Annotated in this window: 24 protein-coding genes and 1 pseudogene; 9 read left to right on the top strand and 16 right to left on the bottom strand. The window is 47.6% G+C overall.

The window, feature by feature from the left end:
• Positions 1-216: 216 nt before the first annotated feature.
• The gene (locus BJP58_RS00355) at positions 217-363 is read right to left on the bottom strand and encodes a hypothetical protein (RefSeq protein ID WP_194542298.1); all 147 of its coding nucleotides are present in this window, start codon (positions 361-363) and stop codon (positions 217-219) included.
• 261 nt (positions 364-624) lie between these two features.
• Between BJP58_RS00355 and BJP58_RS00350 the strand changes: the two genes are divergently transcribed.
• On the top strand, positions 625-1,317 hold the full coding sequence (locus BJP58_RS00350; RefSeq protein ID WP_194542297.1) for a DUF421 domain-containing protein: 693 nt from the start codon (positions 625-627) through the stop codon (positions 1,315-1,317).
• A 68-nt stretch (positions 1,318-1,385) separates the two neighbouring features.
• Here the strand turns inward: BJP58_RS00350 and BJP58_RS00345 are convergent, their stop codons facing one another.
• Positions 1,386-2,165: a GNAT family N-acetyltransferase gene (locus BJP58_RS00345; RefSeq protein ID WP_194542296.1), complete on the bottom strand. Its 780-nt coding sequence runs from the start codon at positions 2,163-2,165 to the stop codon at positions 1,386-1,388.
• A gap of 17 nt (positions 2,166-2,182) precedes the next feature.
• Positions 2,183-3,355, bottom strand: a complete 1,173-nt coding sequence (locus BJP58_RS00340) for a GNAT family N-acetyltransferase (protein ID WP_194542295.1) — start codon at positions 3,353-3,355, stop codon at positions 2,183-2,185.
• A 315-nt stretch (positions 3,356-3,670) separates the two neighbouring features.
• On the opposite strand from BJP58_RS00340, the gene BJP58_RS00335 reads away from it, so the two are divergent.
• Positions 3,671-4,210 (top strand): NADPH-dependent FMN reductase, encoded by a 540-nt coding sequence (locus BJP58_RS00335; protein WP_194542294.1) that lies wholly within the window; start codon positions 3,671-3,673, stop codon positions 4,208-4,210.
• Between the two features lie 170 nt (positions 4,211-4,380).
• On the opposite strand, the gene BJP58_RS00330 is transcribed toward BJP58_RS00335, so the two are convergent.
• Positions 4,381-5,070, bottom strand: a complete 690-nt coding sequence (locus BJP58_RS00330; RefSeq protein WP_194544755.1) for an ArsR/SmtB family transcription factor — start codon at positions 5,068-5,070, stop codon at positions 4,381-4,383.
• A gap of 96 nt (positions 5,071-5,166) precedes the next feature.
• Between BJP58_RS00330 and BJP58_RS00325 the strand changes: the two are divergent.
• A pseudogene (locus tag BJP58_RS00325) lies at positions 5,167-5,786 on the top strand (flavin reductase family protein).
• A 69-nt stretch (positions 5,787-5,855) separates the two neighbouring features.
• Here the strand turns inward: BJP58_RS00325 and BJP58_RS00320 are convergent.
• From BJP58_RS00320 to BJP58_RS00310, 3 genes are all read right to left on the bottom strand, one after another.
• Positions 5,856-7,055, bottom strand: a complete 1,200-nt coding sequence (locus BJP58_RS00320) for a DUF4179 domain-containing protein (RefSeq protein WP_194542293.1) — start codon at positions 7,053-7,055, stop codon at positions 5,856-5,858.
• On the bottom strand, positions 7,021-7,614 hold the full coding sequence (locus BJP58_RS00315; protein WP_194542292.1) for an RNA polymerase sigma factor: 594 nt from the start codon (positions 7,612-7,614) through the stop codon (positions 7,021-7,023). The genes BJP58_RS00320 and BJP58_RS00315 overlap by 35 nt, the downstream gene beginning before the upstream one ends.
• Positions 7,615-7,771: 157 nt before the next feature.
• Positions 7,772-8,641 (bottom strand): LysR family transcriptional regulator, encoded by an 870-nt coding sequence (locus BJP58_RS00310; protein WP_194542291.1) that lies wholly within the window; start codon positions 8,639-8,641, stop codon positions 7,772-7,774.
• A gap of 126 nt (positions 8,642-8,767) precedes the next feature.
• Between BJP58_RS00310 and BJP58_RS00305 the strand changes: the two genes are divergently transcribed.
• On the top strand, positions 8,768-9,682 hold the full coding sequence (locus BJP58_RS00305) for a DMT family transporter (protein WP_194542290.1): 915 nt from the start codon (positions 8,768-8,770) through the stop codon (positions 9,680-9,682).
• Between the two features lie 275 nt (positions 9,683-9,957).
• The gene (locus tag BJP58_RS00300) at positions 9,958-10,788 is read left to right on the top strand and encodes a TerC family protein (protein WP_194542289.1); all 831 of its coding nucleotides are present in this window, start codon (positions 9,958-9,960) and stop codon (positions 10,786-10,788) included.
• Between the two features lie 117 nt (positions 10,789-10,905).
• Here BJP58_RS00300 and BJP58_RS00295 read toward each other — a convergent pair whose 3' ends face one another.
• The 3 genes from BJP58_RS00295 to BJP58_RS00285 all read right to left on the bottom strand — a co-directional run bounded on the left by BJP58_RS00295 (position 10,906) and on the right by BJP58_RS00285 (position 14,969).
• Positions 10,906-12,642: an ABC transporter ATP-binding protein gene (locus BJP58_RS00295; RefSeq protein WP_194542288.1), complete on the bottom strand. Its 1,737-nt coding sequence runs from the start codon at positions 12,640-12,642 to the stop codon at positions 10,906-10,908.
• Positions 12,643-12,880: 238 nt separating this feature from the next.
• The gene (locus tag BJP58_RS00290) at positions 12,881-13,792 is read right to left on the bottom strand and encodes an NAD(P)/FAD-dependent oxidoreductase (protein ID WP_194542287.1); all 912 of its coding nucleotides are present in this window, start codon (positions 13,790-13,792) and stop codon (positions 12,881-12,883) included.
• Positions 13,793-13,985: 193 nt separating this feature from the next.
• On the bottom strand, positions 13,986-14,969 hold the full coding sequence (locus BJP58_RS00285; RefSeq protein ID WP_194542286.1) for a phosphotransferase family protein: 984 nt from the start codon (positions 14,967-14,969) through the stop codon (positions 13,986-13,988).
• Positions 14,970-15,093: 124 nt separating this feature from the next.
• On the opposite strand from BJP58_RS00285, the gene BJP58_RS00280 reads away from it, so the two are divergent.
• The 4 genes from BJP58_RS00280 (at position 15,094) to BJP58_RS00265 (ending at position 19,407) form a co-directional block, all read left to right on the top strand.
• The gene (locus tag BJP58_RS00280; RefSeq protein WP_194542285.1) at positions 15,094-15,834 is read left to right on the top strand and encodes a glycosyltransferase family 2 protein; all 741 of its coding nucleotides are present in this window, start codon (positions 15,094-15,096) and stop codon (positions 15,832-15,834) included.
• Complete coding sequence (locus BJP58_RS00275; RefSeq protein ID WP_194542284.1) at positions 15,831-16,550, top strand: glycosyltransferase family 2 protein; 720 nt, start codon at positions 15,831-15,833, stop codon at positions 16,548-16,550. The genes BJP58_RS00280 and BJP58_RS00275 overlap by 4 nt, the downstream gene beginning before the upstream one ends.
• A 364-nt stretch (positions 16,551-16,914) precedes the next feature.
• On the top strand, positions 16,915-18,174 hold the full coding sequence (locus BJP58_RS00270; protein ID WP_194542283.1) for a CYP152 family fatty-acid peroxygenase CypC: 1,260 nt from the start codon (positions 16,915-16,917) through the stop codon (positions 18,172-18,174).
• Between the two features lie 315 nt (positions 18,175-18,489).
• Positions 18,490-19,407: an aldo/keto reductase gene (locus BJP58_RS00265; RefSeq protein ID WP_194542282.1), complete on the top strand. Its 918-nt coding sequence runs from the start codon at positions 18,490-18,492 to the stop codon at positions 19,405-19,407.
• Between the two features lie 49 nt (positions 19,408-19,456).
• Here BJP58_RS00265 and BJP58_RS00260 read toward each other — a convergent pair whose 3' ends face one another.
• The 6 genes from BJP58_RS00260 to nirD all read right to left on the bottom strand — a co-directional run bounded on the left by BJP58_RS00260 (position 19,457) and on the right by nirD (position 23,213).
• A complete protein-coding gene (locus BJP58_RS00260) occupies positions 19,457-20,788 on the bottom strand; it encodes an MFS transporter (protein ID WP_194542281.1) in 1,332 nt (443 codons plus the stop codon).
• Positions 20,789-20,929: 141 nt separating this feature from the next.
• On the bottom strand, positions 20,930-21,064 hold the full coding sequence (locus BJP58_RS33830; protein WP_267907919.1) for a hypothetical protein: 135 nt from the start codon (positions 21,062-21,064) through the stop codon (positions 20,930-20,932).
• A gap of 108 nt (positions 21,065-21,172) precedes the next feature.
• Positions 21,173-21,928, bottom strand: coding sequence for a uroporphyrinogen-III C-methyltransferase (gene cobA / locus BJP58_RS00255; RefSeq protein WP_233354840.1), 756 nt, complete (start codon positions 21,926-21,928; stop codon positions 21,173-21,175).
• A gap of 8 nt (positions 21,929-21,936) precedes the next feature.
• A complete protein-coding gene (locus BJP58_RS34070) occupies positions 21,937-22,419 on the bottom strand; it encodes a formate/nitrite transporter family protein (RefSeq protein WP_336245433.1) in 483 nt (160 codons plus the stop codon).
• Positions 22,416-22,811, bottom strand: coding sequence for a formate/nitrite transporter family protein (locus tag BJP58_RS34065; protein WP_336245432.1), 396 nt, complete (start codon positions 22,809-22,811; stop codon positions 22,416-22,418). The genes BJP58_RS34070 and BJP58_RS34065 overlap by 4 nt, the downstream gene beginning before the upstream one ends.
• 81 nt (positions 22,812-22,892) lie before the next feature.
• Positions 22,893-23,213 (bottom strand): nitrite reductase small subunit NirD, encoded by a 321-nt coding sequence (gene nirD, locus BJP58_RS00245; protein ID WP_194542279.1) that lies wholly within the window; start codon positions 23,211-23,213, stop codon positions 22,893-22,895.
• Between the last annotated feature and the right edge of the window lie 4 nt (positions 23,214-23,217).

Genomic DNA, 23,217 nt, shown 5'->3' with positions numbered 1-23,217 from the left:
GGTAATTCAAGAAGCAATCACGGAGGAAGCTTTCACCAATCACTTCCCTCTCTGGGCAGGTCGTTTCAAGAATCATGTCTTTGATCGTTGCTGATAGTAAAGTACTATAAGTCAGTTTTTTCTAATTGTCAAACCCAATCCGAATGATAGCTCCATGTTAATTTGGATAACTTCCACTCCCCTCTAATACAACCTATGTAAATATCTCTATCATGGTTACTTTTCTTCATGGTTCCATGAGATTTTAATCAAATATCCAACGCCTAAACCGACCAGAACTCCTGGAAACGCGCTGTCCAGCGCTAAACCGATACCCGCTCCAATGATGACGCAAGCGTAAATAATGACATCTCCCTTGTTCATTCCGACCATCTCCTTCTGTATGTATTTATGACATAGATCGTAATTTTTCATCACAACATACATCTTACAAGATGACGTAGCGTCGTTTTCAAGTGGTTGATTTAAAAAGAGTAAAGTTTTAGGGGATCAAGGAGAGCTTTTCGGAAATTCTCAAGTAATCGTCAACCCTCGAAATGGGAGGTTAAATCTCCCTTGTTTCTCCTTGAAGCCAAAATGTTTAATATCTTACCATATGACATGAACGCTGAAGGAGGGTTGTCCATGGATATGTTTATAGATATAGGGATTAAACTAATCGTCAGCTTTTTCGGGTTATGGATCATCACATTTGTTACGGGGAGAAAAACCATCAGCCAGCTTACACCGCTTGACTTCTTGTCCTCCCTAATTCTGAGTGAAATCGTCGGGGCAAGCCTCTATGATGATAAGGTAAACCTATATCATTTGGTATTCGCTCTTGCGCTTTGGACAACGATGTCTTACCTCTTCGAGAAGGCAACCACCCACTTTGTTAAGTTCGGATATTTAACGGAAGGCCGGGCGGTACTCCTGATCGATAACGGAAAGCTCAACCAAAAATTGTTGAACAAATACGATATGGAATATAAACAGCTGTTATCCATGCTGAGACGGCAAAGCATTTTCTCGTTAACTGAAGTCAAATACGCCATACTGGAAACGGACGGATCGCTTTCCGTCATGCGTAAACCCGAGTACGAGCCGCCCACAGCCCAGGATATGGGCGTAGCAGCCAAGCCGGACACCTTTACGGTAACGGTTATTGACAAGGGAAAGCTGCTCGAGGAATCGATGCTGGGCAAACCCATTGAACAGGGCGAGATCCAAGCGAAAGCTCGGGAACAAGGTTTTGACTCCCTGGAAGATATCGCATACGCGGAATACGGAGATGACGGGAAGCTTTATGTTTATTCCAAGCGTGAGGTTCAGGGCTGAACCTGTACCCTCCGATGAAAAAACGAAAGAAGCCTGATAAATCAGGCTTCTTTCCCCCTTGCTCCTAACTATAGACCGAATTCAACGATGTACTGTTTGCACACCGTAACATATCCCAGAGACTGATATAAACGTACCGCGCTTAGGTTATCCTCCAGCACATTCAGATACACATGGGGAGTGATGGCACGCCCCTTACGGGTCAATTCCGCGCACACCTTTTTGCCGTACCCTTGTCTCCTCCACGCAGCATCCGTGCCGATATTCCCAAGCTCCACATAATCATCGCTATAAATATGGTATCCGCCGACAGCGATGAGCTCCTGATTCTGAACAATCCCATAAAACGGATGATGAAGCTCTTCCCTTGCAAAAGCCATTGAATGGAACTCAGCCATTTTTGACTCGATCATATCAAAGTACGATGGGCCTAAACGAAACACCTCGTTATCCCCTACAGGCAAATCTTCAAGATGCCGATGCTTCATGAGAAGGATGCCAACGGGAGGTTTCTTCACATCAATCTCAGGATTTAGAACCTCCCATTCATCCTCACTCACGATAAAGCTCCCTAATGCCCCATCCGGTAATTTCAAATCTTGTATCATTCGGGTCAGCACGGACCGAAAACGAAACGATGTCTGAAGGGGATAAACCGAAAAGGCGTAGAAAGGAAGACCCTTCAGGAAAGCCGCAACACCCAGCAGCTCTCCATGTTCAGAGAACTGCCCATAGTGAACGGCATGATTCTTCCGAAATGTAAGATAGGAATAGTATAAGAAATGCTGCTCTCTGTTGATCGTTTCCAAGAGACGCCCCAGTTCTTCAGGCAAAAGTCTGCGAATCACCTAGTCTTCTCCCTTTCTCAAAAGAAATCCATGAGATAGGTTTGACCGGCGGGGATCATCGTTTCCAGTTGTTTTACAGCCTTTGGATTCCCAGATAGCCGGTGAATGGCATGCAGCGCCTGTGGTCTTTTATATCCCGTAAACAGAGCAGACAACGTCTGAATATCGGTGGTCAGATCAGCCTGCTCCCCTTGATCGGTCGGAAGCTCCGACAGCTCCGCTTTCCCCTCTTGATTAACGGACAACCTCCATCTGCCCGCATTCCAAGGCGCAGCGGAATCTTCCACCTCTAAGGTCATTACGGCTTCCTGATGAGCCTCAAAAGCGTACTGCTCCACAAAGGATTTCAAATCTACGATTCGGGCCATGAAGTAAGGGACCACTTCCTGGGTAACGCGTGGATCCGGCAGCATGAATGGCAGCTGATCATCCCCAGGTACCATTGTCATTGTAACCTGCTCAATCCTGGAATCATGGTTTCCAAAAAAGGTCCAGAGTGCGCTTCGTGCTTCTTCGTTCAGGTACACAAATTCGTCGCACACAAGATCTTTGTCTTTGAGTTCATATAACGCGTAGCCCGTCGGTTTTCCCTCCGCTGAATAATAAACAACGCTGTGATTGTCGCCTTGCAGCACGGATCTTGTCCACCATGCTTCATCACGCACAAGAGTCCCGTTATAGCGGCTGGCATAGGCTTGATACATGCCGTCCAGTGTTGGAATATCGGTTACGCCTCTTACAATGCGGCCAGGCACTTCCACCTTACGCGGGAATTTAGATACCGGAATGGTGTACTTTTTGTATTCCGCGTAAAGTTCCCAGCCAAATTTACGATAGAACGGGATCGAAAACGGATGCAGGAAGGAAAGGGTCTGGCCTTTGCTCTTCATCTCTTGCAATGCATGCTTGAGCAAGGTGGATACATGTCCCTGTCTGCGGTTCTCGGGCCATGTTGCCACACCGGCAATACCGCCCATTTCGAATTTGTTTCCATGCACATAAACTTGCAGCGGGATGATGGTCAGTTTCGCTTGCAGCTCTTCTCCATCAAATATCCCCCAGAAGCGTTCAGGTTTAAAATGTTTTTGATTGGATTCTCGCTGCTCCGGTGTTAGCGTATATTGAAAGGCATATTCGGATAATTTGGTGCTGATCTCAAACTCGTCGGATCTTAATTGTCTAAGTTCCATACTTGCTTCACCTCTCCAATCTGTATATGTACTTTTGTTGCTGAATTACCGCTTATCCCGCTTCAGAAATATTGTTTCAGGACATATGATCAGTATAACATTACTGCTGTCTATGCGGTACAAAACACCGTCCGTTGTCAGGAACATATCCAGGCGCATTGGGACCGTAATGGGACAAAAAATATTGGAATAATTTTCACAAACTTTTTGTAAGCTACTTGACAAAGTTAACCCCCTGAGATTATGATTAGCTCATGCAAAATAACAAATACATCACGGTAAAAATAAATTTCAAATAATCAGGAGGTAACAACAATGTCCAAATTGAATATCGGTATCATTCTAGGCAGCACACGTCAAGGCCGTTTAAGCCCGCAAGTAGGTGAATGGGTTAAACGTATCGCTGATGAACGCGGAGATGCAAACTACGAAATCGTTGATATCGCTGATTACAAGCTGCCGCTTTTGGGCGAAGCTGATGCTACAGAGCAAGCTACCGCTTGGAACAACAAGCTGAACAGTCTTGACGGCTTTGTATTCATCGTACAAGAATACAACCACAGTATTTCTGGGGCTTTGAAAAATGCACTCGATTTTGCTCGTGAGCCATGGAACAACAAAGCTGCAGGTATCGTGAGTTACGGTTCGGTTGGCGGCGCTCGTGCTGCCGAACATCTGCGTGGAATTCTGGGCGAATTGTCCGTAGCGGATGTTCGTGTACACCCAGCGCTTTCGTTATTCACTGATTTCGAGAATGGCTCTGTATTCAAACCGGCTGATCTGCATCTCGTCAACCTGAATGGCATGCTTGACCAAGTGCTTGCATGGAGCGGAGCTTTAAAAACACTGCGCTAATCTCTAATTCAAGGACTGCCTTTCTTCATCTTCCGATGAGGCGAGGGCAGTCCTTTTTATTTTTCTGCATTCATTTTTCTGCATCCATATTTCTGCATCCATATTTCTGCATCCATAAGTATATCTGCATCGTCTACCTTCACCATTAGTCCTATACCGTAGCCCCGTTCCTACTCCACGTCAATATGGAATATTTCCTGCAATCCCTTCTTGCCTTCTGGCGTGATTTTTATGGCTCTTGTGCTTGGAACGCGTTGTATCCAATGTAACTCGAGCAACCTTTCTAGCAGGGCATGTCCCAAGGCCCCGGCTAGGTGATGGCGTCTTTCACTCCAATCCAGGCATCGATGTGTGAAAGAGCGGCGTTTGCGCTTAACACGGCCCAGATCGACCTGAAATGCCTTGAAAAAGTCCTCTCCTTTTTCTGTAACGGTATAATGATCTTCCACTTCGGATAGGACCCCTGCGCTGAGCAGTGAATTCGTCAATTGGATTCCCAATTTCCCCGCAAGATGATCGTAGCAAGTCCTTGCCTGACGTAAGGCTTCATTCTCCGCAGCTTGGTTTAATGATCTTATTTCGACAGGAGGCGTTATCGATAGAAGTGTCTCCATGATCTGGGCAACCTCCTGATTCTGTATCCCATAATAACGATGTCTTCCCTGCTGCTCAACGGTGACCAGATTCGCCGCTACCATTTTCGATAAATGGAAGCTTGCCGTTTGCGGTTTGATGTTTGCCATGTACGCCAGCTCGCTTGCCGGATGATATCGCCCATCCAATAAGACGGTTAGAATAGCCGCTCTAGAAGCATCGCTTACGAGTGAGGCTACTTGTGCTATGTTCGAATTCGCATTCATCTCGATCCCTCCGATGTAATCCATATTTCGATGAGCATCGAACCTTTTCTATTTTACAATGATTTGGGATAAAACAGTTAATGGGAGGAACATTTTATGAAGGAAATGAAAGGCATGATCAACTCGGACATCATTAAACCGAAAATTCTGTACTATGGAACCCCGGTAATTTTACTCAATACGCTAAATGAAGACGATACCGTAAATATAAGTCCCATATCCTCTTCATGGGCGCTCGGAGATTACATTGTTTTAGGAATCGGACTTGGCGGTAAAGCGATGGAGAATTTGGAAAGGCATCCGGAATGTGTCATCAACCTTCCAGACCCTTCCTTATGGGAAAATGTTGAACAATTAGCCCCTCATACAGGAAAATATCCGGTTCCTGATGGTAAGGCAAAGAACGGTTTTACATATGAAAAAGATAAATACGCGATTAGCGGTTTAACTCCAGCGGATTCTGTCGCGGTAAAGCCTACTCGCATCATGGAGTGCCCCATTCAAATTGAGGCCGCAGTAAAAAACATTCAATGCCTAACTATTCTTCCATGTTTGCCATTGTCGAAACACAGGCGATCCATGTACACGCCCATCGAAACATCATGTGGAATGAGCATCACATTGATCCTGCCAAATGGAGCCCGATCATATATAATTTCCGGCATTATTATGGCCTTGGCACCCCGTTAGGCAAAACATTTCGAGCCGAAACATAAGCCAGAATGATGAAGAATGAGAGAGAGGCCCGCAGCTTATGCGGGCCTCTCTTATACTTACGCTCGTTGTTACGGTTGAACCGGAATGGTCATTTCCAGTTCCGTCAGATATGTTTTATCTCCGATGCTGTCCTTTCCTTGACCAACTACGCTCCAATCCTTGTTGTTTACGGTCAGAGTAAACGGTTTAATCGTGATGGATTTCGGAGTTCCGTTTACAGGACTGTACAATTCGTCGATATGATATTCAGTCTTGGGCTTGCTGTTAAAGTAACCAAACATCCGAGGATTCAGCACATTCCCTTGATCATCCACAAGTTCGTAATATACCATGCTGGCGCTGTAATCGCCTGTTTGCTCTGCAGAAGCAGGCACCTCGCCTTTACTATCCAGAACCAGGCGGGTCGATACCGGTGAAATATCCAATTGCTTCACGGTATAACTGAATTGTCCATCCGATTTTGTAGCCTGGTCCGGCTTCACGACAACCGATTTATTAGTGACATTCACAGGGACCTTGAACTCGAAGGTTTCATTCACTTGGGTTACGTTGGCCTGAATGGTCAGCTCGAATTGATCAGGCAGATTCAGATCCTTGGAAAGCTCAACGATGTAGGCATTGTCCTGTTGCGGGTAATCTCCAAATGTCCCTTCGCCCATCACTACTTCTTGTCCGTCCACCAGAATTCGCGGCGTTTCAATATAGCCTTTTTCCTGATCCTTCTTAGCTACTGTCCTCGACTTAATATACTCGCTATCTGGATTACCGATGAATTTAGCATCTTCGCTTATATACGGAGAAGCTGTACTCGGTAAATCCACTCCCTCGCGTTCGAGTATAAAGGACAGCCGAGTTCCATCGTATAGAAGGTTAGCTATCTTCAAAGTCACGCCATCGTGAGTCACGCTCAAGTTCGGTTCGGATAGAATCCCTTGCTTTATAGCGGTATGAACTGCTTCTTCGCTGGTTCCTTTGAATAGCACGCCGATCACTGGGATTTGCTTCAGGTTTGCCGCCATGACCGGCGATACAAATCCTGACCCGATTACGCTTCCTCCCAGCACAGCAGCTGCGGATGCAACGAGTATCGTTCTTTTTAAAACATTCGGTTGCCGTTTGGATGATGTTCTTGTCCTTGTCATTTCACGTTCTCCAATCCTGTTCATAATTTGATAGCTCAAGCTATTCTTCTGTAAGGATGATTCTCGAATCATTTCTTCAAGTACATTCATTTCAGCGAATTCCGTTTGTTTCGGCGATTGTCCCACGTGCTACCTCTCCTTTTTTGCTTATTCGGTCCATCAGTTTACGTCGTAACCGTTCATACTTCTTTCGTATCGTTGCCGATTTGAGTCCCATGATGTCGCTGATTTCCTCAAAGGTATACTGTTCAACCGCCTTCAACAGCAAAATGTGTCGTTCTTCTGCTGTCAGGTAGGTTAACAGCTCGTACACAACCGGCTCGTGCTGAGATATCTGCATATCCGGCTGCTGTTCCTTGCAATGCTCGATCAGGTTAAGAAAACGGCTCTGCTTCTTTTTGATATTGATCAAATGATGATAGGCCATTTTATACAACCAGGCGGAGAAAGACACTTGTCTCTTGTACTGATGAAGATGTTCATAGGCACGAATAAAAATTTCTTGTACCGCATCTTCAGTCTCCGTATGATTTTTCAGAATATAGTAGCAGTACGTGTACATCTGCCGCTCAAACTGGAGGATGATCGCTTGGTATGCGTGTTTATCTCCTGATTTGACTTGTTCTACAACCGCTTCAATGGCTTCTCTTCTTCCTTCCGCTTCCCCGGGGATGGTTGGCTGCAAGTGAGCTCACCTCCTTCTTTGTTTACCTATATAACAATCCCAACAAGTGATTTTGTGACACCCATTATTTTATGTAGTGAAGTTCATGAACGAAGCTCCTGCCGTGTGATAGCGTCTGTATGCCGGGTATGAGTCTCATTTAGCGCCCTTATAGCAGCTACAGCTTGGGGTAACTCTTAACATAATCCAAGAATCGCTTCGTAGCGGGAGATATCTCCCGCATGGAATTTACGGCAATGCCAAGCGATCTGAAGCTCTTCTCCTTCAATTCGATCAGCCGTATATTCCGTTGCTGCCCTCGCAGCACAAGTTCTGGAAGAATGCTGATGCCGAGACCCTTCTCCACCATGGCCATAATGGCATAATCATCACCAAGTGTATATTTGATATCCGGCTTGATCCGGGCTTTCTCCAGCATCCGGTTCACATCATAATCGGAACCTTTGCTTGGCATAATAAACGGTTCATTCTCAATCTGGGACAATGTAATAGAGTCCTCAGAACTAAGCGGATGTTCCATGGGCAGCAATACAAGCATCGGGTCTTGATGCAGGGGAATCGCATCGAATGTATCCGACGTTGGAAGTGACAGGAACCCGCAATCGATCTTGCCCTCAGCGATCCAATCCTCGATTTCCCGGTAATCTCCTTCGACCAAACGAATCTCGATATGGGGATAATCCCGCTGAAAGTCCTGAATAATGCCCGGCAGCCAGTGAACACCGACACTGGTGAAGGTACCGATGTGAATGGTTCCCAGCTCGATTCCATGAATGGAAGCCACCTGCTGTTCCAAATGTTCGTTCCATTTCAATATTTCCCGTATCGTCTTCAGAATCTCTTCGCCATTGGTTGTCAGCTTCGCTCCTGAACGATTCCGAATAAGCAACGAGAAACCAAACTCATCTTCCAGGCTGCTGATCATATGGCTGACACCGGACTGCGTAAAACCCATCACTTCAGCGGCTTGGGTCAAACTTCCGAGCTCGACGACCTTCAATAGAACTTTGAATTTATTTATGCTCAAGGGAATTCCTCCTGCTCATTTATACATGAATTTTACTCATGTTTATCATTAGAAACATTCGTTTTACTTGTCTATTGTACGTGAGTATACTGATTCTGTTCAATCACTTGAAGGAGGAAATAGAACTTGAAACCGCTGAAGGCCGATCTTATGATTTTATTCATCACCATTTGTTGGGGCTCGTCCTATCTTTTTATGAAAATGGGACTGGATTCGCTAGGGGAGTTTAATTTGATAGCCCTACGCTTTGGATTGGCCTTTATACTTGCAGGCTTGATTTTTCTCCCCCGCTTGCGCCAGGTTAACGTAAAGACGATTCGATATGCCATGCTCCTAGGCTTTATATTATTTATCATGTTCACCGCGCTTACCTTCGGTCTCAAGACCACGACAACATCCAATGCCGGATTTCTGGTCAGTCTAACGGTGGTGTTTGTCCCCTTATTACATACGTTTCTATTTAAGAAAAAAATAGAGAACAAAGCGGTTGTCAGTATTGTGCTGGCCTTAACGGGCATTTCACTGTTAACCATCCAGCTTCCTTTTACATTTAAGATCGGTGATCTGTTCTGCATCGCGGCCGCATTATGTTATGCGCTTCATATCAATATGGTAAGCACTGCCGCGCAGAAGGTCGATACGCTAAGCCTTGGCATCCTGCAACTTGGATTCACCGGATTGTACGCGTTCATCTCGTCTCTGCTCTTTGAAGCTCCGGTATGGCCAAGTACGACCCACTCGTGGGTGGCCGTCCTTGTTCTTAGCGTGGTGTGCACCGCGGTCGGGTTCATCTTTCAGACAATTGCCCAACAATATACGACGGCTACCCGGACGGGACTTGTATTTTCTCTGGAGCCTGTATTCGCGGCGCTGGTTGGATTCTGGTTTGCTCACGAGGTCCTGAATTCCAATCAATATTTGGGTGCTGCCCTAGTATTTCTTAGCGTTGTTATATCGAGCGTTAATGTAAATGTGAGGAGACGCTCCACAATCAAGAATAGCCCCGTTCCAATGGAGACGTATTCTGCTGAATTCAAGTAAAAAAAAGCTTGACTAATCCCCCAAAAATATATATCTTTATATCACGGCTTAACTGATAACGATATCAGTTATGCAGGAACGTGATTAAAGGGGAGTAGCTGACACAACAAAGTCGTCATTCCGGGAAATTTCCCCGGCTTTGTTGGCAACGATACGTTGTTTGCGAGACCTTTACCACACACTCTGTGGTGAAGGTCTCTTTTTGATTATGAGGGGCCTTCACCTGCCGGTGGAGGTCCTTTTCTTTTGTGCCTTCAATTAAACAACTAGGAGGAATGGGTATGGAGCTTTTATTGGAGTATGGGTGGGTACTGTTGGTGCTCATCGCACTGGAAGGGTTGCTCGCAGCAGATAATGCGCTGGTCCTTGCCATTATGGTAAAGCATTTACCTGAGGAGCAGCGTAAAAAAGCTTTATTTTACGGATTGCTCGGAGCGTTTGTATTCCGCATCGGATCGCTGTTCTTAATCTCGTTTCTGGTTGACGTATGGCAGGTGCAAGCCATTGGCGCACTCTATCTTCTCTACATTTCGATCAATCACACATTGAAACATGTGATCAAGGGCAAGAAACCGACGGAAGACGCCAAGCCTCTACCGGACAAACCCAAGAAGCAATCCGGCTTCTGGATGACCGTCTTCAAAGTCGAGGTTGCAGACATCGCGTTTGCGGTAGACTCGATACTCGCAGCCGTAGCACTGGCTGTGGCACTGCCTCCAAGCGGTCTGGCGAACATCGGCGGCCTGGATGGAGGTCAATTCATCGTCATCTTCCTGGGAGGATTCATTGGTCTGATCATCATGCGTTTTGCGGCATCCTACTTCGTGAAGCTGCTGCAGCAGCGCCCTGGGCTTGAAGTGGCGGCATTCCTCATTGTCGGTTGGGTAGGGGTCAAACTTGCCGTCATTACCCTTGCGCATCCCGATGTTGCCCTCATCGACCATCACTTCCCTGAGAGCTCGATTTGGAAGGCATCCTTCTATATTGTTCTTGTGCTGATTGCCGTTATCGGATGGTTTAGTTCTTCGAAGGGGAAAGTCCAAGACGAGGACAATGCAATCAAGGAAGTGGAAGACCAGCAGCCTGGAAAAACGCTTCAAGGTTAAATTCCGATTTTCGATTGGAACAGGACAACGTAACAAACGCAATCAATAGATTGATCCAACAATAGGAAAAGGCGATTTGCTGACGGTGCATAAACCGTTCGCAAATCGCCTTTCCTCTTATATGGTTAATTGCATATTGTATAAATTCGCATACGCGCCTTGACGGGCAATTAAATCATCATGCGTGCCCTGTTCCTCAATTCCATCCTCGGATAACACGACGATTCGCTGCGCATTCCGTACCGTAGTCAGGCGATGCGCGATGACAAGCGTTGTGCGATTATTGCTCAACCGTTCCAGCGATTCCTGGACGGCTCTCTCGCTTTCATTATCCAGGGAGCTGGTCGCTTCATCAAATATAAGGATCGGCGGATTCTTCAGGAACACACGTGCAATGCTGAGCCGCTGCTTCTGTCCTCCGGACAGCTTGACGCCGCGCTGCCCGATATCCGTATCGTAACCTTCCGGCAGTGCCATGATGAAATCATGGGCATTCGCTCTTTTCGCAGCTTCGATGATTTCCTCCTCGCTGGCCTCCATTTTGCCATACCGGATGTTATCGAAGACGGTTCCCGCAAACAAATATACATCCTGCTGAACAATCCCAATATGTCTTCTTAACGAGTGCTGCGTGATATCCCGGATATCGCGTCCATCCAGCATGATGCGTCCTTCACTTACTTCATAGAAACGCGGAATCAACGAGCACAACGTCGTCTTGCCAACGCCGGAGGGACCTACCAATGCCACATACTCGCCAGGCTTGATGTCCAGCGATACCTGTTTCAGCACATATCCGTAGTTATCTTTATATCTGAAGCTGACGTTCTGAAATGTGATATTCCCCTGAACCTGCGTGATCACCGCAGCATCAACGGAATCCTCAATATCCGGCTCTACCTCCAGAATCTCCATGAACCGGTCGAATCCCGTGATACCCTCCTGGTACAGTCTGGCGAAATTAACGAGTCTCTGGATCGGTTCGATCAGAATGCCAATACACAAGAAAAAAGTCAGCAAATCCGCCAGTTCCAGCGAGGCATCCACGATGGCGGCTCCGCCAAACACAATGACCGTTATGGTAATGAGCTGGGTAAACCCAACCAGCCCTTCGTGAAAGTAGGTTTCACTCTTATACCCTTCCCTTCTGCTGTCAACGAATCGCCCGTTAGCGTAGGCGAACTTTTTCCTCTCTACGTGTTCGTTTGTAAACGACTTCACCACGCGGATACCCGATAGAGAATCCTCCACCTGCGCGTTGATATCCCCGATTCGGTCCTTGCTAACACGCAGCGCCAAATTCATCTTCTTATTAAAATAAAAAGCAAACACGGCCATGACCGGCAGAAAGAGAAACACGATCAGGGTCAGCTTCACGTCAATATACATTAAGATAATGAATGCACCCAGGAACTTCAGAACGGAAATGACAATATCTTCGGGTCCATGGTGATACAACTCGGTTAACGACAGAATGTCATTGGTAGTGCGTGTCATGAGCTGCCCTGTTTTGTTCTCATCGTAGAAACCAAACGACAGCTTCTGAAGATGATCAAACAGCTCCCGTCTCATGTCACTCTCCATATAAGCCCCCATCATATGTCCTTTATAGGAGATGAACATGTCGCAGAAGGTGTGGATGAGGACCATGGCCAGCATGATTGCACCAACCGCATAGATTTGGTTCAGTGGATTCGGGGAATTCCCTTCCAACACGTTGATGGTGATATACCGTATACATAGAGGAAGCATTAGCGTAATAGCCGAGACAACAAAAGCGCATGCCAAGTCTGCAAATAATAATCCCAGATACGGTTTATAATAGGACAAAAATTTCTTGGTTCGTGAATTCAAATCAATCTCCTCCATAATGTCGGAGGGTTAGATGTTCTTATCCCTCCAAACTTGATTCATGGTGTAGTCCATCGTTTTTCTCATCCCAAACACCCTTCCTTTTACTTGATGATTCCATCATACCCAAAACGTCACGACCGCGGAGTGTAAGAATCATTTATACTCAAAAAATCCCCTAAGGGCATAAAAAAAGCAAGCTTGGTTCATAACCAAGCTTGCTTTTTCGCATATTCATGCTTTACCGATTCCAACGTTCGTTAAGCAGCTCACCATTGATGGCAGCCGCTGACATGGCTCCCATCGAAGCGGCGGCTATGGCCTGATACATTTCCGTGGCTGCATCACCGGCACTGTAGACGCCAGGCACGCTCGTTTTACCGAAGGCGTCAATGACCACGCTTCCGGCTTCATTGATATCACATCCGATGGCGGCCGGCAATACTGAGCCGGAGACCAGTTTAGGCGCGAAAAAGATGCCCGTGCAAGGAATGATCTCTCCATCCTCCAGCACGACTTCCCGGACCATACCCTCGTTCGATTCAATGCGATGAATCGGGGAGCTGAATACGGGGATTTCATGCTCCTTCAACTCTTGGCGCTGTTCATCCGTCAGTTCATCCGGTCCGTTCGTACAAATCGTATAACGATCACTCCAACCTGCAATGACTTTGGCAAAGTGCACGGCCCCCGCCCCCTTGGCAATGACAACAAGCGGCTGATCCCGCAGTTCCCATCCATCGCAATATGGACAGACGAAAGCACTCTTGCCATATACGTCCGCCAAACCGTTAATATCCAAGGGGCTATCTTTCTTGCCAACGGCAAAAAGCAGCTTTTTACTGCGGTAGATCGTCCCTTCTCCCGTTGTGATCCGAAAATCACCGTCCACGCCTGCAACGGCGGCAGCCGTACCCTCTACGAAACGGACAGAAGGATACGCGCTAATCTGTTCCCTTGCAATGCGGCGAAATTCCGATGGGCTGACACCGTCTCGGGTAAGAAAACCATGAGTCTCACGGGTAACCTTATTTCGCGGCTTCCCTTCGTCAATCAACACCACATCTTTTCTCGCTCTTCCCAATACCAGCGCAGCATTCAAGCCTGCCGGACCTCCGCCAACAATAAGGACATCATGCAATTGCTCCGTCATCTATACCATCACCCTTCTGGATCTTTAATGTCCATAATAATAAAATAAGAAATCCTGACCTCTGGAAAATTCACCACGCTCAAGGAAGATTGCCACGGACAAATATTATTATAGACTTGTGATATCTATTATAGATAAACAAAGTCCATATTGCAACTCGATTTGTTATTTTGATATACGAATCAAATAAAGCTCAGCCATTCGTAACCTGAACGGTTTCTGCAACCAAACGCTGAAGATCACGCATTCGAGTTGGCGTAGCTAAGTTGGAATGAGTTAACATATCGCACAAGGCAACAAGATCTTCAAGCTTGGATAGGATTCTCCAATGATCATTCAGAACCGCTCCTTCCTCACGATATGCTCGAACGAAGTTCTTTTCAAATACAGATCCGTCGGGTTCGTATCGAAGCATATTGGCTATATCTACGTATCTGTTCCATGAAAAAGCTTCCTCCCAATCAAGCACTGCGGAAACCGCACATCCTTCTGGACCATGCTGCATTAATATATTTAAGCCATTATAGTCCGAGTGAACAAGCACGGGCGTCTCTTCAATCTCTGACAATAAATGACTGTATGTTTGACTGAAGGACCACACCGATTGAGCTAGCTCTTCCCCAAGCCATTGGCCGCATGGATCCTGAAAGAGGCTTTGTTCAATAAATGCGAGGAAGCGTTCCCCGTCCATCCTGATCGGATCCTGGACTTCCATGTCACCGCTGAAGAAACCGGATTCCGTAAATGTGTACTCGTGAATGTTGGCGAGAATGCGTCCGGCGGAGGCTGCAGCTGCGATGAGATCCTGCTCGCTTCCGCCCAGCATCACGTCACGTAGAAGATCGCCTGCCTTCCACTCCATTAGCGCCCAAGGCTTATCGAATACCCTGCAGCTCGTATCCGCATAGATATAATCGGCAACAGGTACGGTTTGACGAACCCTTTGAATGATAGCCAGTTCTTTTTCCGCAATCTCCAGGCCTTTCCTGAACAAACGCAGCACGTAAGGTTCTGCACTGCCTTCCAGACGAATTTTGTAGTTGGTATTGCTAAGTCCGGTACCGATCCGTTCAGCGGCTACTACTTTTTCACGGGGAAATACGGGTGTAATCATGTCATGAATTTGTGTGATGTCTAGTTGCATCGGCGGCACTGTGCGTTCCCATCCCTCTTTCATCTCGATGCCCTCCTATTATTAATTTTTTTGAGTTGACCATGCAGTAATGCCGTTACCACTATTTATAGTTTACATATTCTAATGTGATATAGGAATTATCTTCATAGATAAGGAGAGTGATGTAATGGCAGCAAGCTTTAACCATTCATCTAAAGCACAAGGCGTATCCGTTATTACCTGCACCAATCGCCCCAATTATATTAAAAACCTGTTCCATAATTTCACCAGACAATCTCACCCAAAAAAAGAGCTTATTATCGTTATCAACGATAGTTCAATCGCACTCTCTCCTTACCAACAGCTGGCCAATAAGCATCGAAACATACAAATTTATCGCATGCCCGAACATGTCACTCTAGGTGCGTGTCTAAATTACGCCGTTAGCAAAACGAGATACGGCATCATTGCCAAATTCGATGACGACGACTATTACGCCCCTCATTACTTGTCGGACTGCCTGAAGTCATTAAGAAGATCGAATGCTGATATTATAGGAAAACTCGCACATTATATGTATTTAAAAGGCTCCAAAACTCTAATTCTACGTTTTCCTAACGATGAAAATCGCCCCGTAACCCAACTGCCGGGTGCTACGCTCATGTTTAAAAAGAACGTCCTTAACCAAGTGCGATTTCCGAATCGAAACATCGGTGAAGACGATCTTTTTTGCATGAGAAGCAAGCGTAAGGGCTACAGGATCTATTCCGGTGATAAGTATAATTTTGCAGCAGTACGAAGGAAGAATTCATCAAGCCATACCTGGGTGATCAGCGATAAAGAACTTACCGACAAGCACCCTAAAGTTCCGAATGTAAAAGACTACAAAACATTCGTTCAGAGGAAATCCGGAGGCGACCGAACTTGACGAGAACGTCATTATCTCCCTCACAGCCTGCTGTTTCGATCATCACCTGTACCAAAAGACCGGAATGCCTGCACAATCTGCTAGAAAATTACGCCAGACAGAATTACAGGCACAAAGAGTTAATCATCATATTAAATCATGGCAGCCTGAAACTATCGGAAGTTCAACAGGCAGCCAAGCCATATCGTAACGTGAGAATATATAGGAAGCCTGCTGAATTATCGCTCGGCAGCTGCCTCAATTTTGGTGTAAAGGTCGCTAAACACAGCATCATTGCCAAATTTGACGACGATGATTATTACGCTCGCGATTATCTGAAGGATAGCGTCGATCTCATGATCAAGACTCGTGCTGATATTGTAGGAAAAAGGGCTCACTTCATGCAGCTTGCCGGTCAAAAGGATCTTCTGTACCGTTACCCCAACATGGCCAATCGATGGGCCCCCCTTGTTCAAGGGGCGACCATTTTGGTTAAACGGCACGTATTCGATCAAGTATCGTTTCCGAACCAAAATCGGAGCGAGTGCGTCAAATTTTGTGCTGATTGTATAACTCGTAACTTTAAAATATACTCTGGTAGTCCCTACCATTTCATAGCGAACCGAAGACGGAACTCCAAGAATCACACCTGGATCGTAAGTGACAAGAATCTATTAACTCAACATGTAAAAAAGCTGAAAGTAGACAACGCTAAGAATTTCGTAAGCAAAGGTTAGACCCAGCATTCCTATTTAATATACCGAAGCTGAAGAATGGTGACTCGAGCCTTCCCATAGAAACGGAGAGCTCGAGTCATTCATACATATCCAGTAAACGAGGTGTAATCAAGCATGCAGGCCACGCCGAATAAAGGGTTAACATCCGCAGTCACCAAATAAATACAAGCACCTTAACGAACCCGCCCCGCTACGACTATCTGGAGGATATCCGGTCGTTTGGCGATCAGGTACTGGCGTGTTGTCTTTTGACATTGTGGTAAAAGCTTGATTTGTTCAGATCGGATGAGAACGGGTATTTAAGAAGTATTGTGTTGGAAGCACGTTTTCATCTCTAATCTTGAACAATCAGGAGGCAATCACTATGGAAAATATCAAACCGATGCCCAAGGAAGAGGGGCTCGATCACAGCTTAAATGTGCTGCGCGAAGGTTATTTGTTCATTACCAACAGAACGATCGGCTTTCAATCTGATCTCTTCGAGACGCGTCTATTGGGGGAACGCGCCATCTGCATGCGCGGAGAAGATGCGGCCAGACTATTTTACGATCAGGCGAAGTTTGTTCGTAGCGGTGCAGCCCCGAAACGCGTGCTCAAGACCCTGTTCGGTGAAGACGGAGTCCAGACGCTGGATGACGAAGAGCATCATCATCGCAAAGCGATGTTTATGTCCTTGATGTCCAGAGAAGCTCTTGGCTGCATGAGGGAAATCACCCATAAACATTGGGAGCTTGCCGTGTGTCGATGGGAGTCCAGGGATAAAGTCGAGATCTATAAAGAGGCTCAGGAAATTCTGTGCCGAGTGGCCTGTGAATGGGCGGCTGTGCCGCTTCCCGAAGCGGAAGTGAAAGAGAAAACGGGCTGGCTAGCTGACATGATTGAGGCTACGGCAGCCTTTGGTATCAAGCACAGGAAAGGAAGAAATGCCCGGGCTAAAGCGGAAAAATGGATACAGCATCTCGTAGTTGAGGTACGCAGTGGAGCAATAGACCCGCAACAGGGCAGCACCCTGCATACAATATCCTGGCATCGCGATCTTAGGGGCGAGCTCCTGGACAAGAAAACCGCAGCGGTAGAGATTCTGAACATTCTTCGCCCCATCGTAGCGGTCGCCATTTACGTGTGCTTTACTGCCTTAGCTGTCATTCAGCAGCCCGAAGAGCGTGACAAATTGATAACGTCTGACGAGAAGCAACTCAAGAAATTTGTCCAGGAAGTCCGGCGATTCTATCCCTTCTTCCCCTTTGCGCCTGCCCGTGCACGGAAGGATTTCACCTGGAACGGATATGCATTTGACAAAGGCGTGCTCACGATCCTCGATTTATACGGAACGAATCATCATCCCGGTCTGTGGGATCAGCCGGAGCTGTTCAAGCCGGATCGTTTCGACGATTGGAACGGCAGCCCCTTTAGCTTTATCCCTCAAGGAGGCGGAGACCATCATACGGGACACCGCTGTGCCGGGGAGTGGATTACGCTTGAGATCATGAAGGAAAGTCTCGACTTTCTCGCAAACAAGATGAGTTATGAAGTGCCTGTGCAGGACGTAAGCTTCAGCTTTCACGATATGCCGTCCCTTCCTCACAGCCGTATCGTCATTCGGAAAGTCAAACCGCTGCATTAAAACGGCAAGGTTATGCGGTAGTCAGGTGGCAAGTGATTCAATACGCCTGACCCGGCTGCCGCAGCTTTTATATCGCAATGGTATAGATCCCCTTTATCAAATTTTCACAAACCTTTTCCCTTGCTCCATGATTCCCAAGCTCTCTTCGCAAATTTAAGCTTGTACACCTTGCCATCTGCATGTCACAATAAACTAGAGACTGTCAGCATGGACCTATGCATCTATGTAGTTTCGCTTACAAGTTCTCAGCTGCCCCTGCAACTACAGCGAGGTGGTCGCACAATCAACCTATTTTTGAATTGGAGGACCGTAATCATGAAAACGATGAAGCTTGGAAGCAGTTCACTGGAAGTACCTGTTGTAGCCGTGGGTTGCATGCGTATAAATTCGCTGGAAAAAGCGGAAGCCGAGCGTTTCGTGTTATCCGCACTGGAAGAAGGCGCTAACTTCTTCGACCATGCCGACATATACGGCGGCGGAGCTTGCGAGGAAATTTTCGCAGACGCGATACATATGAATGCACAAGTCCGCGAGAAGATCATTCTGCAATCCAAATGCGGGATTCGCCAGGGCATGTTCGATTTTTCCAAAGAGCATATCTTGAATTCCGTTGATGGGATCCTGAAAAGACTCAAAACCGAGTATCTCGATGTACTCCTTCTGCACCGTCCGGATGCGCTGGTTGAGCCTGAAGAGGTGGCTGAGGCATTCGATAAACTCGAAAGCTCCGGTAAAGTGCGTCATTTCGGCGTATCCAACCAGAATCCGATGCAGATCCAGCTGCTGAAAAAAGCAGTGAAGCAGCCGCTCGTGGCCAACCAGCTGCAGCTTAGCATCACGAACACCACCATGATTCAAAGCGGGATCAACGTCAATATGGAGAATGAGGCCGCAGTTAACCGTGATGGCAGCGTACTCGATTTCTGCCGACTTCACGATATTACGATTCAGCCTTGGTCTCCTTTCCAATACGGGTTCTTTGAAGGCGTATTCCTTGGTAGCGACAAGTTCCCTGAGCTTAATGAGAAGATCGACGAGATTGCGGAAAAATACAACATAACCAACACTACGATTGCCATCGCATGGCTTCTTCGTCACCCTGCACACATGCAGCCGATCATCGGGACGATGAATATCAGTCGCTTGCATGACTGTATTAAAGCCGGCGATGTAACGCTCACCCGCGAAGAATGGTATGCCATTTACCGTGCGGCGGGCAACATCCTTCCTTAAGGCCACTTCAAAACAGCCTCCTATCGTCTATGATAGGAGGCTGTTTTCATTATATTGCCGCGTTTTTTGAAGATGATGATGGTTTGCGCTTGTTCACCGCGCTTAGACAAATAGGGATCATCACCAGTGACAGTAAACCTCCAGCAATGGAAAGCGTACCGTAACTGGTATTGGCAACCACCATACCGGATAAAGCGCCGCCCGATGCTCCCGCCAAAGCAATCAAGACATCCACTGTTCCCTGCGTTCTGGCGCGGGCGGATGGATGGGTTGCATCGATGATGAGCGCCGTTCCGCTGATAAATCCAAGGTTCCAGCCCAGCCCCAGCAGAGCCAGCGCCGTTATGATCAGCGCCATGGATTCGGCGGGAGCCGCAGCAGCTAGAATCCCGGAGCTCAAGAGCACGACGCCCGAAGCGATGGACATGCTGATGCGGCCGATTTTATCCACAAGAAAACCTGTGATTAACGAGGGCAGGTACATCGCTCCGATATGAATGCCAATCACCAAACCTACTGCTCCTAGATCATGTCCGTGATGTTTCATATGGACAGGCGTCATGGTCATGATTGAGACCATGACCACCTGAGTCAATATCATCACGCAGGCTCCAACCATGATCCCCCGTTTGTTTCGTTGTGATCCGTTCACCGTGCCGGCAGAAGAATCACCGGAAATTTTCATTTTAACTTCCTCAATTGCTTGGGCTATCGCATAAGGATCCGGGCGCAGGAATAATAGCAGGATCAGTCCTGCCACAATAAAAGCCACCGCCGCCAAAATAAACGGTCCGGCCAAGGCAGGAATCCCGAAGGATTCGGCAACGTTCCCCATAACCTCCACCAGATTCGGACCCGCAACGGCACCGAAGGTGGTGGAAACCATCGCCATGCTGACCGCTCCTGCACGCTGGGAAGGTTTAGCCAAATCCGTACCTGCATAACGAGCCTGCATATTCGTTGCGGTACCTGCACCGTATATCAACAACGAAGCGAATAACAGATAAATATTGTCATAAACGGCAGCCAATATGACTCCGATCGCGGCAATTCCACCCGCCAGGAATCCGGCTGCCAAACCCGGCCCTCTTCCATATCGCTGGGTAAGCCGTCCAATATACCAGGCACCCAGTGCAGAACCGACCGTTATAAGAGCAGCAGGGATTCCTGCAAAGCTGTCCGTCTTGAGCATATCCTGTGCCAGAAGCGCACCGACCGTCAATCCTGCGGCCAGACCAGCCCCACCGAATATTTGCGAGAGGATCACAACGATGAGGGTCTTCTTATACAGCTTGTTCTGCAAGTCGGGCGAATCGATGTAAGATTGAATATGGGATTGCCGCTTCGTGTTGGTTTCGGCAATATCATGATCATGGGACATGGACATTCTCCTTTCATGTGCTACCAAACAGAATACCATAAACCTTCCTACGATAAGAGGAAAATTTCATTTGTCTGTCCATATAGAATCTGCCAACCAACGTGCAATCTGCCGTGCGGTAACCGAAACAAGAACGTATTATCAGGGCTTCGCAATGCTCCGCCCCGTCTGTCTCCCCGTGAACATGCAGCCTCCCAGAAACGTTCCCTCCAATGCGCGGTATCCGTGAACGCCTCCCCCTCGAATCCCGCGGCGTATAACACTTTCCGCTTTCATATAGTGTATGCCTTCCCTGTGCTGCAAACCTGTTTCACATCAAAAAAAGTGAACCCCATGTGGATAAGGGTTCACTCCTATTGTCAGCGTATTTGCGTTTCGTTCCTATTATCCTGTTCGTTCCTCCGCCTCCGAAGCCAGTTTCAGGAGCTGATCCCTCACTCGCACAACTTCGCCAATGATCAGAAGCGCCGGATTCTTCACGTTCATAAGAAGAGCGATCTTGTGGATGGTTCCGAGCGTTCCCGTTATGGTTCGCTCCTCTGCCCGAGTCCCTTGTTCAACGATAGCTACGGGAGTCGACGACGGCTTGCCATGAGCGAGCATCTCCTTGCAGATATCGTTCATTCTGCTAACGCCCATGTATACCACTAGCGTATCCACACTGTGAGTCAGCAAGTCCCACCTGACGCCCCGCTCATTTCCATGGCAGCTCGTTCCGCTGACAAAAGCTACCGAAGTGCTGGCTCCACGGTGGGTCAGAGGTATCCTAGTGGAGGAGGCTGCGCCCAAAGCCGAGGTAATGCCGGGCACGATCTCGAAGGGAATGCCTCGTGCAGCCAATTCGCACGCCTCTTCGCCGCCTCGTCCGAAGATCAGCGGATCACCTCCCTTGAGCCGGACGACATCATGACCTGCAAGGGCAAAGTCTATCATGTTCTCGTTAATCCTCTCCTGCGGAACGGAATGGCTGCCGGGTGCCTTACCGCAGTATACGAGCAAAGCATCCTTCTTCGCGTAACTCAACAGCTCATCGTTCACCAGTCGATCGTACATAATGACGTCCGCTTCCTGAATACGCCGAAGGGCTTTCAGCGTGATCAGCTCCGGATCTCCCGGACCTGCGCCAACAATATACACCATGCCCGCCCTCATCGTCTTTTATCGACCGGAACCGCTGTCGCCTCCATAACTCTGAGTCCATGATGGACCTTTCCAATCGGGTTAACCTCGCTGCGGTTTCCGAATCCGAAATGGGATAAGTACAACATCGCCCCGGTAAATACCGCTCCGCCAATAAAATTACCTATTAATACGGGAATTTGGTTCCAGAGCCACCAATCGGCCAAGCTGACATCCGCCCCGAGCATCATGCCCGCCGGTATCACAAACATATTTACCACGGCATGCTCGAAGCCTTGACCGAAAAAGACCAGGATGGGCAGCCACATCGCAACGATTTTCCCTATCGTTGAACTTGACGTAAACGCCATGACAACGCCTAGCGTCACCATCCAGTTGCAGAGCATAGCTTTGATCACCACCAGCAGCATGCCGCTCACGCCCAGTGCCTTATAACCGAGTGTCTTTGTTTCACTGGTGTCGATGATCATCTGAACAAGCGGATGACTCATATCCGTCCCCATCCTGGTCGCGGTAAGTGTATAGAGCCCCCATAAATCAGACAGCCTATCACATGTCCGAGAATGACCCATCCGTAATTCGCAACCATAGAGGAACCTGAAGCCTTCTTTTGCAGGACGGCTAATGGTAAGAGTGCAAAGCTTCCAGTTACCAGCTCTAAGCCCAGCAGTACAATCATCACAAAGCCAACCGGAAACAGGAGCGCGCCTACCATCGGGATATTCGTTTGGTCCGAAGCGGTAAAAGCTAGCGTGGTGGCGCACGCCAGGATGGCGCCCGATAACATGCCGCGGATGAGCATCTGCGAAGTCTTCAGCCGGGCTTTCGCGGCTCCGGCCTCGATCAAGTCATCCATTACCTGATTCGGTTTCACATAATCCATATCGTGCACCCCCTCTAATGAATCAATCACTCACCTATTGAAATGCCTCTGAAATTACAGCAATTCGGTAACTGGTTCGCGTCAAGCCGTAAGATCCTGCAGGTAAATCGCGCCGCTTACCGGATCAACTTCAACCTGATAGGTGTTAACATTTCCCGTATCCGGCTCTTGAACCCGCCCGCTGCATAGATCGATCTTCCAATCATGCAGCGGACAATGCACCTGCTTCCCGCACACCATTCCCTCCGAAAGCTTTCCTCCTTTATGCGGGCACTTGTTCTCCACAGCCAGAATATCCCCATCCGATAAACGGAACAGCGCGATTTCCGTTCCGCCGACCTCAATGGTCCTTGAGCCCTTATGATCAATTTCGTTTACATATCCTACATGAAGCTTCGTCATCCTT

Source organism: Paenibacillus sp. JZ16 (assembly GCF_015326965.1).
In the GTDB taxonomy this organism is placed as follows: domain Bacteria; phylum Bacillota; class Bacilli; order Paenibacillales; family Paenibacillaceae; genus Paenibacillus_AQ.
Note: the sequence above shows the minus strand (reverse complement) of the source record. Positions and strands in the feature narration are given on the sequence as shown.